Here is a 14,624-nt window from a genome sequence, read left to right on the forward strand (position 1 = left end):
CTAATTACATGATTTTATTTTGTTTTACTCCATAATTATCCATTAGCAAAATAAATCAACGCTATGATTTTATTGAAATAAAACAAATTAAAAAGCAAAAACACCTAATTACGCTATACTAACCTAAGTAAATTACATTCATAAAATTTATGAATTATGTATCATTATCAAAATAAATTTGATGGTATCAATTAACTACAATTGCTAATTTTGTCTTTTGATATACCATTTAGATGGTTGATGACAGTTGTAATCTTACCAACTGAAACTAATAAGGTATCCAAATAATGGAAAGTTCATTTACTCCGACAGAAGAGCTACTAAATGCTCGTGTCGCACAGCAAGATTCACATAATAACCCAATACCCTATCAGGAGATCCTTCTGACTCGCCTATGTATGCACGTTCATGGCAAGTTACTTGAGTCTCGTAACAATATGCTCAAGGCCCAAGGAATTAACGAAACCCTCTTTATGGCATTGATGATCCTTGATACAAAAGATAGCCGTAGTATTCAACCTTCTGAGCTGAGCGCTGCTTTGGGTTCCTCACGCACAAATGCGACTCGCATCGCCGATGAACTTGAAAAAAATGGTTGGATTGAACGCAAAGAAAGCCATAACGATCGCCGTTGCTTACATCTCCACCTTACAGAAAAAGGCTCGCAGTTTTTAGGTGGGCTCTTACCACCTCAACATGCGGCTTTAAAAGATATCTGGTCTGTACTTGATATTGACGAACAGCAACAGCTAAATAAATTGATGCGTAAGTTACTTATAAAGCTGGATACAGTAAGAGATTATACTAAGTCATAATAACCTCTATATTAGTGTGGATAATGTATTTGAGTCATTTATAATCCGAAAGGCGAAAAAAGACTTTTCTGTCTAAAAGATTTCGTTATCCTTTCTACCTTGTGCTTACGATATTCCAACAAGCAAACCTATCAATTGTCGTCCCAGTTTCCAGTGGTTAGCGTTAACTACTGGGAACATTCGTGATTAAAAATGCCCATAAGCGGAGAAACACTAGTATGAGTGCCCACGAGGAAATGCAAACCACACAACAGCCTCAGCGCAATAAAAAGAAACAACGTAGAAGCGCCCTAGCACTTCTCACACTATTATTTGTCGCTATTGGCATTGGCTGGGCAGCTTATTGGTTCTTTGTTCTGCGTCATTACGAATCAACAGATAATGCTTATGTCGCAGGTAATCAGGTACAAATACAGTCACAAATCGCCGGTAGTGTGATGACCGTCAATGTAGATAATACTGATTTTGTAAAAAGTGGTACCATTCTCGTTGAATTAGACCCTAGAGATGCTCAACTCGCCTTAGAAAAAGCTAAAACGACTTTAGCTAACAGCGTACGCCAATCCCACCAGCAGATCGTTAATAGCCGTCAATACCAAGCTAATATTAATATGAAACGCTCTGAACTGGTGAGATTACAAAATGACTTAAAACGCCGAGAAGTCCTTGGTAGCAGCAATTTAATTGGTAAAGAAGAGCTACAACACGCACGCGAAGCCGTTGTCAGTGCAAAAGCAGCTTTAGATGTCGCTATTGAGCAATTAAATGCAAACAATGCTATTGTGCTGGATACGCCATTATCTAAACAACCTGCCGTTGAACAAGCTGCAACAGAAGTTAGAAATGCATGGCTCGCACTACAACGAACAAAAATAGTCAGTCCTGTCGATGGTTATGTTTCACGGCGTAGCGTTCAAGTCGGCTCACAAATCACCACAGCAACCCCCCTTATGGCTATCGTTCCTTCGCAAGGTATGTGGATTGATGCAAATTTCAAAGAAACTCAACTTGCCGATATGCGTATAGGCCAACCAGCCAAAGTAACAACCGATTTTTATGGTAAAGACATTGTGTTTAATGGCACGGTCGTAGGTTTGGATATGGGAACGGGAAGTGCGTTCTCTTTACTTCCAGCACAAAATGCAACAGGTAACTGGATCAAAGTGGTACAACGTCTACCGGTTCGTGTCGCGTTAGAGCCTACTCAGTTAGAACAGTATCCATTACGCTTAGGTTTATCCACTGAAGTCACTGTAGATACCCTCAATAAAGATGGCAAAGTACTCGCAAAAGGTATGCGTGAAGCTCCCGCTTATCACACATCTGCACTCGCTATTGATATGTCTCCTGCGGACAAAATAGTTACTGAGATTATTAATAGTAACTCTGGAAACAATTAATCTGAGGTGAACGTGACTAAAGCACCTTTAACAGGTTCTAAACTTGCATGGATGACTATCGCGCTTTCGCTCGCCACATTTATGCAAGTCTTAGATTCAACCATTGCGAACGTTGCTATACCAACTATCGCAGGGAATCTAGGCTCTTCAATTACTCAGGGAACTTGGGTGATCACTTCCTTTGGTGTGGCAAATGCCATTTCAATTCCAGTGACGGGTTGGCTTGCACGCCGCATCGGTGAAGTTAGGCTATTTTTATGGTCTACAGGACTGTTTGCCCTAACCTCATGGCTATGTGGTATTTCAAACAGCTTAGAAATGCTGATCCTGTTCCGTGTTCTGCAAGGTTTGGTGGCTGGGCCTCTGATCCCATTGTCTCAAAGTTTGTTGCTAAACAACTATCCACCACAAAAACGCAATATGGCGTTAGCCCTGTGGTCAATGACCATTGTTGTTGCACCTATTTGTGGTCCAATTCTTGGCGGCTATATCAGTGATAACTACCATTGGGGCTGGATATTCTTTATCAACGTACCTTTTAGTATTGCCATCATTTTTGCCATTATGCAGACACTCAAAGGCCGTGAAACCAAAATCTCGATTAACCCTATTGATACCGTTGGCCTAGTGTTACTCGTGGTCGGTATTGGGGCTTTGCAGATTATGTTAGATCAGGGCAAAGAACTCGATTGGTTTAATTCTACCGAGATCATTGTACTTACGGTAATAGCGGTTGTCGCCATAGCCTTCTTAGTGGTCTGGGAGCTAACCGATGATCATCCCGTCATTGATCTATCACTTTTTAAGGAACGTAACTTTACTATCGGCTGCCTTGCATTAAGCCTCGCTTACATGCTCTATTTTGGCACCATCGTTCTGATCCCCCAGCTATTACAATCTGTCTATGGTTACACCGCGACATGGGCCGGACTCGCCTCTGCCCCCGTTGGTTTGCTTCCTTTGCTGATTACTCCAATAATCGGTCGATTTGGTAACCGTATCGACATGCGTTACCTCGTGACATTCAGCTTTATTATTTATGCTCTCTGCTATTATTGGCGCGCCTATACTTTTGAGCCAGGTATGAGCTTTGCCGCAGCGGCTTGGCCTCAGTTCGTACAAGGATTGGCGATCGCATGCTTCTTTATGCCGTTAACCACCATTACTTTGTCGGGACTTCCTCCAGAAAAAATGGCTTCTGCTTCCAGCTTATCTAATTTTACGCGAACGCTCGCTGGGGCTATTGGTACATCGATTACCACCACCATGTGGACGCAACGAGAAGCCATGCATCATGAAGTGTTGACTGAATTCATCAACCCTTACAATGTCAATTCACAACACATGTACAGCGACCTTGCACAAATGGGGATGAATGATATTCAAAGTGCAGCCTTCCTTGCTAAGAGCATTACCGATCAAGGATTAATTATTTCAGCTAATGAAATTTTTTGGTTGTCGGCGGGGATCTTTATCTTACTAATGGTCATTATTTGGTTTGCCAAACCGCCATTTGGAGCGGGAGCCAAAAGTGATGGCGGCGGCGCGCACTAACGCCTAATAACAAAAACGGCACATTAAACAGTAGGTTTTCTACTTTTAATGTGCCGTTACGATCCATTACTCTACATCATATTGAAACGATGAACGGAGTATTATACCTTATTTATTTGGCTTTATTCTGTTGCCACCATTGCGCTAACATAATACCTGTAGCGACAGAAACATTGAGACTCTCAACCTTACCTGTCCCACCAATATATAAGCTCATATCCCCCTCGTCCCACACGCTATCACTCAACCCATCGCGCTCTTGACCTAACACCAGTACCATTTTTTCAGGTAATTGAGCTTTAGCAATGTCTTGACTGCCTTTATGACTTGATGTGGTAACAATAGTATAGCCCGCTTGGCGGAAGTGATTTAATGTTGCGCTTAGCCCATCTGCATCAATAGCTTTGATATGCTCAGCACCACCTTCAGCTGTACGAATGGCTGCACCAGACTCCAGCATACCTGCATCTTGTAAAATCACACCTTGGATCCCAAAATGAGCGCAGCTACGCATGATGCCACCTAAATTATGTGGGTTACCCACATCTTCTAGTGCCAAGACACAATCTTTTGCAGGAGCTTGTTCCAAATAAGTTTCAACGCTCATGCCACCGCGTTTTTTAATCAAGAAACAAACACCACCATGATGTTCGGTTCCCGATGCCTTCGTCAGTTCTTCATCATCAACAACATGATAAGCTTTACGATTTGCAGCCATCCATTTTAATGCATCACGAAAACGTGGAGTGACTGATTGCAGAAACCACGCTCGCACAATAGCATCAGGACGATTTTTAAACATGGCCAGACACGCATTTTCACCATAAATACGCGTTTCTTCTAAACGTTGCTTACGCAATTGCTCAGGGTCAATTTGGCTTTTACCTGAAATACCGCCATGATCATTAACCAACTCATCAGTATTTGGCTTTGAAACCGTACGCCAAGCAGAACGCTCACGTGGTGGCTGGCTTCTTCTATCATCGGGGCGACCTGAACGCTCATTGCGGCGGCCACCATCACGTTTATCGTTACCGCGTCGATTATCTTGCTGACGTTTGCCTTTATGTTGCCCGTCATTTTGATCTTCACTACGGACATACATCACTTTTACTTTACCGTTCTTACCACTAAAATCATTTGAGTCGTTCATTGTTATCCCCTACAAAGCTATGGCGCGAAGATTACATGATGTTGCCGAGCTACGCCACTGATTCACGCATTATTGCACCGAAAAGATCCTGAATATACCTCTATCACCATTCATTGGATTTACGTACAATACGCGCTCTATTTTCATCAACACCAAAACTTGTGCCAATCATGACCCCTAACGCCGTTTATGCTCTACGCCAACAACGCCTACTACTATCAACTAAACCTTTTAAAGCAAGAGGTTGTCGAGTTAAACGCTGCCAGTACTGTTTATTGCCTACACCACAGTGCCTTTGCCAGCATATAGTCTCTACCGAAGCGAAAAGCCAATTTTGCTTGATCATGTTCGATGGTGAAGTCTTTAAACCAAGTAATACTGGTAAATTGATTGCAGATGTCATGCCAGACACTTTAGCTTTTCAATGGTCGAGAACTGAACCCGATTCGCGATTACTTGCAGTTTTACAAGATCCAACTCGACAGCCTTATCTCATTTTTCCCGAAAGTTACGCCCAATCTGGACGGAAAGTGGTTAATCAACCGACTATCTCTGACAAACCCCCATTATTTATTCTATTAGATGGTACATGGCCAGAGGCACGTAAAATGTTTCGTAAAAGCCCTTATCTCGATAATATCCCTGTACTTTCTATTAACACCAAAGCAAGAACAGATTACTTACTGCGCACTCCATCAAAGGAAGAACAACACTGTACTGCCGAAGTGGCCGCAACCCTCTTAGAACTTGCCGGCGATACATTGGCCTCTCAACAACTCTTTAGTCATTTCAATCTATTTAGAGACAAGTATCTAGAAGGTAAACCGCACCACCCGTTGGCTCAAATGCGACAAGCTGAAAAACAGTTAACTCATTGTGAGTAGCGTATCAATGCGATTTTCCATAACTATCGTGATAAATATGCAATTTTAAGATAATCAACAATAGAAAACGTGAACATCATTAGATAATTCCACTGATAAACTGGCACAACTAGAGAGATACGGCATAGTATACTCGTCATACTTCAAGATGCAGCGGTGTTGACTGTGCTCAGCTAGCCGAGTCACATAACCTATATATGCTCTTCATCCACCTGCATCTGAAATAAATTAGAGGATATATCTCACAATATTGATAGGGCGGTATGTTCGCTCACCAAAGCAAAAGGTGATCTACCATGGGTTTAGTGAGTCAGTTAGAGTCTTTATTTAGACCAAAATCAATTGCGGTCATTGGTGCATCAGAAGATCCAAATCGAGCAGGCTCGGTAATGATGAAAAATTTGTTAACCAGTGGCTTCAAAGGACCAATACTCCCCGTTAACCCAAACCGTAGCTCTATTCTTGGGGTACTCGCTTATCCAAGTATTGATAAATTACCGTTAAAACCTGACTTGGCTGTAATTTGTACCCACCATGCCAAAAACCCAGAATGCTTAAGGCAACTAGGCGAATATGGCTGTAAAGTGGTGATTATTTTATCATCGCCCTCAATTCAATTTGCTGAACTCAAAAAAATTGCTCATCAATATCAAATTAGGCTGTTAGGCCCAAATAGCCTAGGTATCTTAGCGCCATGGCAAGGCTTAAATGCGAGCTTCTCACCAATCCCTATCTTAAAAGGTAAATTGGCTTTTATTTCTCAATCAGCGGCAGTGTCTAATACCGTTTTAGATTGGGCTCGCCATCGTGAAATCGGTTTTTCCTACTTTATTGCACTTGGTGATCGTATCGATATTGATATCGACGATCTTTTGGATTACCTCGCGCGCGATAGTAAAACGAGTGCTATTTTGCTCTATCTTGAAAGCATTAGTGATGCACGGCGCTTCCTTTCTGCTTCACGCAGCGCATCGCGCAATAAACCTATATTAGTGGTTAAAAGTGGTCGAACCCGTAAAGCACAACAGTTACTTGGCGAAAAACCAAGCTTAGATGCTGCCTATGATGCTGCCATTCAGCGAGCCGGCCTTCTGCGAGTTCAAGATACTCATGAAATGTTTTCAGCTGTTGAAACATTGAGCCACATGACCCCCTTAAGAGGTGAACGCTTATCAATCATCAGTAATGGTGCCGCACCCGCTGCGATGGCACTCGATGAATTATTACAACGCAATGGTAAGCTAGCGACTTTAGGCCAAGAAACACAAACCGAACTTAGCGCCCTTCTGCCCCTCGATCTATCAACGCAAAATCCTATTGATTTAGGCGATGATGCAACACTTGATCGCTACATTAGCGTATTGAATAAAATGCTAGATAGCCATGATCATGATGCGCTATTACTCATTTATACGCCAAGTGCCATCACTGAAAGTAAAGGCATGGCTGAAAAAATCATTAAAACCATTAAACAGCACCCAAGAGGGAAATGGCTAACAATACTCACTAACTGGTGTGGCGAATACTCATCACAAACCTCACGCCGTTTATTTAGTGAAGCAGGTATTCCAACTTACCGTACACCAGAAGGTGCTATAACTGCTTATATGCATATGGTTGAGTATCGTAGGAACCAAAAACAGTTAAAAGAAACCCCCGCTCTGCCTATCGGTATTACAGCGAATACTCAACAAGCACATGATTACATTCAACAAGCATTGCAAAATAACAATTTGCATTTAGATACCCATGAAGTTCAACCAATTTTGCAAGCTTATGGGCTGAACAGTTTACCAACTTGGATCGCCTATTCTAGCGATGAAGCGATTGAGATAGCAGAAAAAATCGGTTATCCCGTCGCATTGAAGTTACGTTCTCCTGATATCGTGCATAAATCAGAAGTACAAGGGGTTATGCTCTATTTACGTAATGCTAAAGAGGTTGGTGAAGCCGCTAAGGCGATTATTGACCGTGTATCAACGAATTTCCCTCAGGCAAGGGTCGAGGGCTTACTGGTTCAAAGTATGGCTAACCGAGCTGGTGCTCAAGAACTGCGCATTGCCGTTGAACTGGATCCTATATTTGGACCGTTAATTATGCTTGGTGAAGGCGGTATCGAATGGCAACAAGAAAGCCAAGCCGCTGTTGCTTTACCACCATTAAATTTAGCCTTAGCTCGCTATTTAGTTATTCAAGCTATTAAAGGCTATAAAATAAAATCACGCAGTGCGCTAGCGCTTTTAAATATCCCAGGACTCGCAAGCTTATTAGTGAGAGTTTCCAATTTAATTATTGATTGCCCAAATATTTCTCGGCTTGATATCCATCCGCTACTCGCTTCAGGTGACGAATTTACTCTACTTGATGTCTCAATGTCATTGTCACCAAACCAAGAGGATCCAAAATCAAGACTCGCGATCCGCCCCTATCCAAGTGAATTAGAAGAAACGATCAGTTTAAAAGATGACTTAACTTGCCTACTACGCCCTATCTTGCCTGAAGACGAACCTCTCCTAAAATCATTTATCGAACGGGTCACAAAAGAAGATCTTTATTATCGCTATTTTAGTGAAATCAGTGAGTTTACACATGATGATCTCGCAAATATGACGCAGATTGACTATGACCGTGAAATGGCCTTTGTCGCCGTTAAGAATCAAGACTCTGAGCCTGAAATTATCGGTGTCACTCGTGCAATGGCAGATCCTGATAATCAAGAGGCAGAATTTGCGGTTCTTGTTCGCTCAGATATGAAAGGACTTACACTTGGTTACCAATTAATGAACAAGCTACTAAACTATACTCGCTCACACGGGATCAAAAAGCTGAGCGCGATTACAATGCCAGAAAACCGTAATATGATCAGCCTAGCCAAAAAATTAGGATTCGAAATTGATGTGCAGTTTGAAGATGGTGTCGTAAACTTAACCTTACACTTATGAGCAATCAGTGTAATAACCTTGTACAACAATTAAACAGAAATTTAATTTATTCTAAATGGTTTGGCTAAATATGCTATCATCGACGGATCATTCGCTCACTTATACTCTAAATAATTCGAGGTGCAGCTAGGCGAAAAATGAATGAGACGCTAGGAACACAGAAAATGATGTGACTGGCGCGAATGAGCGAAGCTCAACAAACGCTGCAACTTGAAGCATGATGAGTATATATACTTAAAGCGAGTTGCGATTAGACCTAACAAGAGAAATTCACACTGTGATGTTGTCAAAATTAAAACAAGCAAAACATCAACAATACTTGGCAAATTTGCCTAAGCTGACACAATCGATTGCTGATGTTAAAACGCTATATAAGACAGAAGATTTTCGTGATGCTTTGCTTAAGCAAATATCCGTTGCTCAGCATTACATCTACATCACTGCGTTATATTTAGAGCAAGATGATGCAGGTAAAGACATACTTCATGCCCTCTATGCGGCGAAGCAAGCAAATCCATCATTAGAGATAAAAATACTGGTTGATTGGCACCGTGCACAACGTGGCAGAATCGGTGCTGCTGCGAATTCTACCAATGCAGATTGGTACTACGACGTAGCACAACAGTACCCTGAAATCGATATCCCTGTTTATGGTATTCCAGTCAATACACGAGAAGCGCTAGGGGTATTGCACCTCAAAGGTTTTCTTTTTGATAATACTTTATTATACAGTGGAGCAAGTATTAATGATGTGTACTTGCAGCGCCATGAAAAGTACCGTTACGATAGATATCAACTGATTAAAAATGAGCAGCTAACTGCGTCAATGAAAGCTTTTATTGATGATACGTTATTAAAAGCAGACGCAGTACAGTTACTCAACATTGCTAATCGACCTAAAACGGCTGAATTCAAGAATATCATTAAACAATTTCGTCTCACACTTAGGGGCGGCTCATATCGCTTTGTCGGTAATGCATCAAATCATGAATTAGCAGTCACACCTTTGGTGGGTTTAGGTAAAAAGAATGACTTAAACCGAACTATTACCCATTTGATGGGATCGACACAAAGTAAGCTCACAATTTGCACCCCTTATTTTAACCTTCCTGCGGTATTAGTAAGGGTGATTAGTCGATTACTGCGTGAAGGTAAAAAGATCGAAATTATTATTGGCGATAAAACAGCCAACGATTTCTATATTCCACCTGAAGAGCCATTTAAAATTATTGGCGCCTTACCTTATCTGTATGAAATCAATTTACGCAGATTTGTTAGTCGCCTACAAAAATTTATTGATAGTCAACAGCTCACCATTCGCTTGTGGAAAGATGGTGATAATACCTATCACCTAAAGGGTATGTGGGTAGATAACCAATGGCAGCTTATTACTGGTAATAATTTAAATCCACGCGCTTGGGGGCTAGACCTCGAAAATGCGGTATTGATCCACGATCCTAATCAGGAAATGCAGGAACAACGCCAACATGAGCTCGAATGTATTCGTACTCATACTAAAGTGGTTAATCATTATCGTGAGCTAGATAGCATTCAAACCTATCCTGTCAAAGTGAAAAAACTGATCCGCCGACTAAGACGAATCAGAGTTGATCGGTTAATCAGCCGTATCTTATAGAGCATTTATAAAGCACCACTTATGTGGTGTTTTTTTTATCTATCTTTATTCAACAAAATACATATGAAACTACCCAAAAAGCTATTCACATATTCATTCATTGGATTAGCACTCATAACAACTGGCTGTACAGGCTTCCATTGGTCAAACGATAATTGGACAGGCCAAGACAAAGCACAACATTTTGCATTTTCAGCTGCAATGGCTATGGCTGGTAATGCCTATGCAGATAGACAAAATTGGCAACACCGAGAAGCTGCGCAGTTTGGTATTTTATTGTCAGTTTCTTTAGGTGCAGCCAAAGAGCTATATGATAGTAGACCAGAAGGTACTGGATGGAGTTGGCATGACTTTGCTTATGATGTTGCCGGTGCCGTCGCGGGTTATAGTCTGTATAACACAATGAAATAGTTATCTCTTTATAGCTTTATCGCACTTTATCTCACCAAATCACTTCTCACAAAGCGCTAAAATATTTCTTCCCAAACGCAAAAAAGCCACCCAATGGGTGGCTTCTTCACTAATTTAATGTCTGGCAGTTCCCTACTCTCACATGGGGAGACCCCACACTACCATCGGCGCTACGGCGTTTCACTGCTGAGTTCGGCATGGGGTCAGGTGGGACCACCGCGCTATTGCCGCCAGACAAATTCTGTTTCGTTCCCGTTTGCAGTTATCTCAACGCAAACCAGAACCTCAATCTCAAACAAGCTGCGTGTCCTTCACCTTTCGGCTTCTCACTGCCCAAAAACAACTCAATCTCTCTAAAACACCTTCGGTGTTGTCAGGTTAAGCCTCACGGTTCATTAGTACTGGTTAGCTCAACGTATCGCTACGCTTACACACCCAGCCTATCAACGTCTTAGTCTTAAACGTTCCTTTAGGACCCTTAAAGAGTCAGGGAAGACTCATCTCAAGGCAAGTTTCCCGCTTAGATGCTTTCAGCGGTTATCTCTTCCGCACTTAGCTACCGGGCAATGCCATTGGCATGACAACCCGAACACCAGTGGTGCGTCCACTCCGGTCCTCTCGTACTAGGAGCAGCCCCTTTCAATCTTCCAACGCCCACGGCAGATAGGGACCGAACTGTCTCACGACGTTCTAAACCCAGCTCGCGTACCACTTTAAATGGCGAACAGCCATACCCTTGGGACCTACTTCAGCCCCAGGATGTGATGAGCCGACATCGAGGTGCCAAACACCGCCGTCGATATGAACTCTTGGGCGGTATCAGCCTGTTATCCCCGGAGTACCTTTTATCCGTTGAGCGATGGCCCTTCCATTCAGAACCACCGGATCACTAAGACCTACTTTCGTACCTGCTCGAGCCGTCACTCTCGCAGTCAAGCTGGCTTATGCCTTTGCACTAACCGCATGATGTCCGACCATGCTTAGCCAACCTTCGTGCTCCTCCGTTACTCTTTGGGAGGAGACCGCCCCAGTCAAACTACCCACCAGACACTGTCCGCACCCCGGATCACGGGGCAACGTTAGAACATCAAACATTAAAGGGTGGTATTTCAAGGTTGGCTCCATGCAGACTGGCGTCCACACTTCAAAGCCTCCCACCTATCCTACACATCAAGGCTCAATGTTCAGTGTCAAGCTATAGTAAAGGTTCACGGGGTCTTTCCGTCTTGCCGCGGGTACACTGCATCTTCACAGCGAGTTCAATTTCACTGAGTCTCGGGTGGAGACAGCCTGGCCATCATTACGCCATTCGTGCAGGTCGGAACTTACCCGACAAGGAATTTCGCTACCTTAGGACCGTTATAGTTACGGCCGCCGTTTACTGGGGCTTCGATCAAGAGCTTCTCCTTACGGATAACCCCATCAATTAACCTTCCAGCACCGGGCAGGCGTCACACCGTATACGTCCACTTTCGTGTTTGCACAGTGCTGTGTTTTTAATAAACAGTTGCAGCCAGCTGGTATCTGCGACTGGCTTCAGCTCCATGGGTAAACCACTTCACCTAGCGCCAGCGTGCCTTCTCCCGAAGTTACGGCACCATTTTGCCTAGTTCCTTCACCCGAGTTCTCTCAAGCGCCTGAGTATTCTCTACCTGACCACCTGTGTCGGTTTGGGGTACGATTAATGATAATCTAGAGCTTAGAGGCTTTTCCTGGAAGCGGGGCATGAGCTACTTCATCACCGTAGTGACTCGTCATCAGACCTCAGCATGTAGTGAACCGGATTTGCCTAATTCACCTGCCTACATCCTTAAACCGGGACAACCGTCGCCCGGATAGCCTAGCCTTCTCCGTCCCCCCATCGCAATTATCACCAGTACAGGAATATTAACCTGTTTCCCATCGACTACGCATTTCTGCCTCGCCTTAGGGGTCGACTCACCCTGCCCCGATTAACGTTGGACAGGAACCCTTGGTCTTCCGGCGTGCGGGTTTTTCACCCGCATTATCGTTACTTATGTCAGCATTCGCACTTCTGATACCTCCAGCATGCCTCACAGCACACCTTCGCAGGCTTACAGAACGCTCCCCTACCCAACAACATCTAAATGTCGCTGCCGCAGCTTCGGTGCATGGTTTAGCCCCGTTACATCTTCCGCGCAGGCCGACTCGACCAGTGAGCTATTACGCTTTCTTTAAATGATGGCTGCTTCTAAGCCAACATCCTGGCTGTCTGAGCCTTCCCACTTCGTTTCCCACTTAACCATGACTTTGGGACCTTAGCTGGCGGTCTGGGTTGTTTCCCTCTTCACGACGAACGTTAGCACCCGCCGTGTGTCTCCCGTGATAACATTCTTCGGTATTCGTAGTTTGCATCGAGTTGGTAAGTCGGGATGACCCCCTAGTCGAAACAGTGCTCTACCCCCGAAGATGAGTTCACGAGGCGCTACCTAAATAGCTTTCGGGGAGAACCAGCTATCTCCCGGTTTGATTGGCCTTTCACCCCCAGCCACAAGTCATCCGCTAATTTTTCAACATTAGTCGGTTCGGTCCTCCAGTTAGTGTTACCCAACCTTCAACCTGCCCATGGCTAGATCACCGGGTTTCGGGTCTATACCCTGCAACTCATTCGCCCAGTTAAGACTCGGTTTCCCTACGGCTCCCCTATACGGTTAACCTTGCTACAGAATATAAGTCGCTGACCCATTATACAAAAGGTACGCAGTCACACCCGAAGGTGCTCCCACTGCTTGTACGTACACGGTTTCAGGTTCTATTTCACTCCCCTCGCCGGGGTTCTTTTCGCCTTTCCCTCACGGTACTGGTTCACTATCGGTCAATCAGGAGTATTTAGCCTTGGAGGATGGTCCCCCCATATTCAGACAGGATAACACGTGTCCCGCCCTACTCGTCGAGTTCACAACACCAACACCTTCGGATACGGGGCTATCACCCTTTACTGCCGGACTTTCCAGACCGTTCTCCTGATGCTGATGCTGATTAAGACTCTGGGCTGCTCCCCGTTCGCTCGCCGCTACTAGGGGAATCTCGGTTGATTTCTTTTCCTCGGGGTACTGAGATGTTTCAGTTCCCCCGGTTCGCTTCGTTTGACTATGTATTCATCAAACGATAGTGCAACGAATTGCACTGGGTTTCCCCATTCGGAAATCGTCGGGTATAACGGTTCATATCACCTTACCGACGCTTATCGCAGATTAGCACGTCCTTCATCGCCTCTGATTGCCTAGGCATCCACCGTGTACGCTTAGTCGCTTAACCTCACAACCCGAAGGTGTCTTTTTTGTCAGTCGACATGAAACCCGACGGTTTCTGTCTGTTGACGACATCTTCAAGTTGAGATTTTTGAGAGACTCTCACATTGTTTAAGCGATAAACAATGTGCGTTGTTTTCAATTTTCAGCTTGTTCCAGATTGTTAAAGAGCATAATTATTCGCAATAGACTATTTAATTAACTAATCTATTCTGAATAATTCAAAAGTATTATGGTGGAGCTAAGCGGGATCGAACCGCTGACCTCCTGCGTGCAAGGCAGGCGCTCTCCCAGCTGAGCTATAGCCCCATAACAGGTTTGACAGTATCATCGCCGTCTTTAATCGGTGTGATTAAAAACGAAATCGAATTAAGGCAAGGCGTAGCTTAGCGACGTTTACACTAGGTAAACGAGCTGAGATACAACGTAGCATTCATTCGATTTTGGTAGGCCTGAGTGGACTTGAACCACCGACCTCACCCTTATCAGGGGTGCGCTCTAACCACCTGAGCTACAAGCCTATATGATACCGTTGACTCTATTTCATCAGACAATCT

8 protein-coding genes, 2 tRNA genes and 2 rRNA genes are annotated in these 14,624 nt (G+C 43.8%); 7 read left to right on the top strand and 5 right to left on the bottom strand.

Features of this window, described 5'->3' with window-relative positions; translation table 11 throughout:
• Nucleotides 1-287 precede the first annotated feature (287 nt).
• From mprA to emrB, 3 genes are all read left to right on the top strand, one after another.
• Nucleotides 288-815: a transcriptional repressor MprA gene (mprA, locus tag JI723_RS15555; RefSeq protein WP_070925086.1), complete on the top strand. Its 528-nt coding sequence runs from the start codon at nt 288-290 to the stop codon at nt 813-815.
• Nucleotides 816-1,033: 218 nt separating this feature from the next.
• Nucleotides 1,034-2,215 carry a multidrug efflux MFS transporter periplasmic adaptor subunit EmrA gene (emrA, locus tag JI723_RS15560; RefSeq protein WP_070925087.1) on the top strand — a complete coding sequence of 394 codons (1,182 nt, stop codon included), beginning with the start codon at nt 1,034-1,036 and terminating at the stop codon, nt 2,213-2,215.
• A 51-nt stretch (nt 2,216-2,266) separates the two neighbouring features.
• Nucleotides 2,267-3,769: a multidrug efflux MFS transporter permease subunit EmrB gene (emrB, locus tag JI723_RS15565; protein ID WP_420704858.1), complete on the top strand. Its 1,503-nt coding sequence runs from the start codon at nt 2,267-2,269 to the stop codon at nt 3,767-3,769.
• 112 nt (nt 3,770-3,881) lie between these two features.
• Here emrB and JI723_RS15570 read toward each other — a convergent pair whose 3' ends face one another.
• Nucleotides 3,882-4,922, bottom strand: a complete 1,041-nt coding sequence (locus JI723_RS15570) for a tRNA/rRNA methyltransferase (RefSeq protein ID WP_272581393.1) — start codon at nt 4,920-4,922, stop codon at nt 3,882-3,884.
• Between the two features lie 170 nt (nt 4,923-5,092).
• Between JI723_RS15570 and JI723_RS15575 the strand changes: the two genes are divergently transcribed.
• The 4 genes from JI723_RS15575 (at nt 5,093) to JI723_RS15590 (ending at nt 10,795) form a co-directional block, all read left to right on the top strand.
• A complete protein-coding gene (locus JI723_RS15575) occupies nt 5,093-5,806 on the top strand; it encodes a tRNA-uridine aminocarboxypropyltransferase (protein WP_272581394.1) in 714 nt (237 codons plus the stop codon).
• 296 nt (nt 5,807-6,102) lie between these two features.
• Nucleotides 6,103-8,748, top strand: a complete 2,646-nt coding sequence (locus JI723_RS15580) for a bifunctional acetate--CoA ligase family protein/GNAT family N-acetyltransferase (protein ID WP_337979549.1) — start codon at nt 6,103-6,105, stop codon at nt 8,746-8,748.
• 280 nt (nt 8,749-9,028) lie between these two features.
• The gene (gene pssA / locus JI723_RS15585) at nt 9,029-10,384 is read left to right on the top strand and encodes a CDP-diacylglycerol--serine O-phosphatidyltransferase (RefSeq protein WP_272581396.1); all 1,356 of its coding nucleotides are present in this window, start codon (nt 9,029-9,031) and stop codon (nt 10,382-10,384) included.
• A gap of 63 nt (nt 10,385-10,447) precedes the next feature.
• On the top strand, nt 10,448-10,795 hold the full coding sequence (locus JI723_RS15590) for a YfiM family lipoprotein (protein WP_070925092.1): 348 nt from the start codon (nt 10,448-10,450) through the stop codon (nt 10,793-10,795).
• A 119-nt stretch (nt 10,796-10,914) separates the two neighbouring features.
• Here the strand turns inward: JI723_RS15590 and rrf are convergent.
• From rrf to JI723_RS15610, 4 genes are all read right to left on the bottom strand, one after another.
• Nucleotides 10,915-11,030: ribosomal RNA gene (gene rrf, locus JI723_RS15595) — 5S ribosomal RNA — on the bottom strand.
• A 139-nt stretch (nt 11,031-11,169) separates the two neighbouring features.
• Nucleotides 11,170-14,074, bottom strand: a 23S ribosomal RNA gene (locus tag JI723_RS15600).
• Nucleotides 14,075-14,300: 226 nt separating this feature from the next.
• Nucleotides 14,301-14,376, bottom strand: a tRNA-Ala gene (locus tag JI723_RS15605).
• Nucleotides 14,377-14,511: 135 nt separating this feature from the next.
• Nucleotides 14,512-14,588 (bottom strand) — tRNA-Ile (locus JI723_RS15610).
• Between the last annotated feature and the right edge of the window lie 36 nt (nt 14,589-14,624).

Source organism: Providencia manganoxydans (genome assembly GCF_016618195.1).
Classification (GTDB): domain Bacteria; phylum Pseudomonadota; class Gammaproteobacteria; order Enterobacterales; family Enterobacteriaceae; genus Providencia; species Providencia manganoxydans.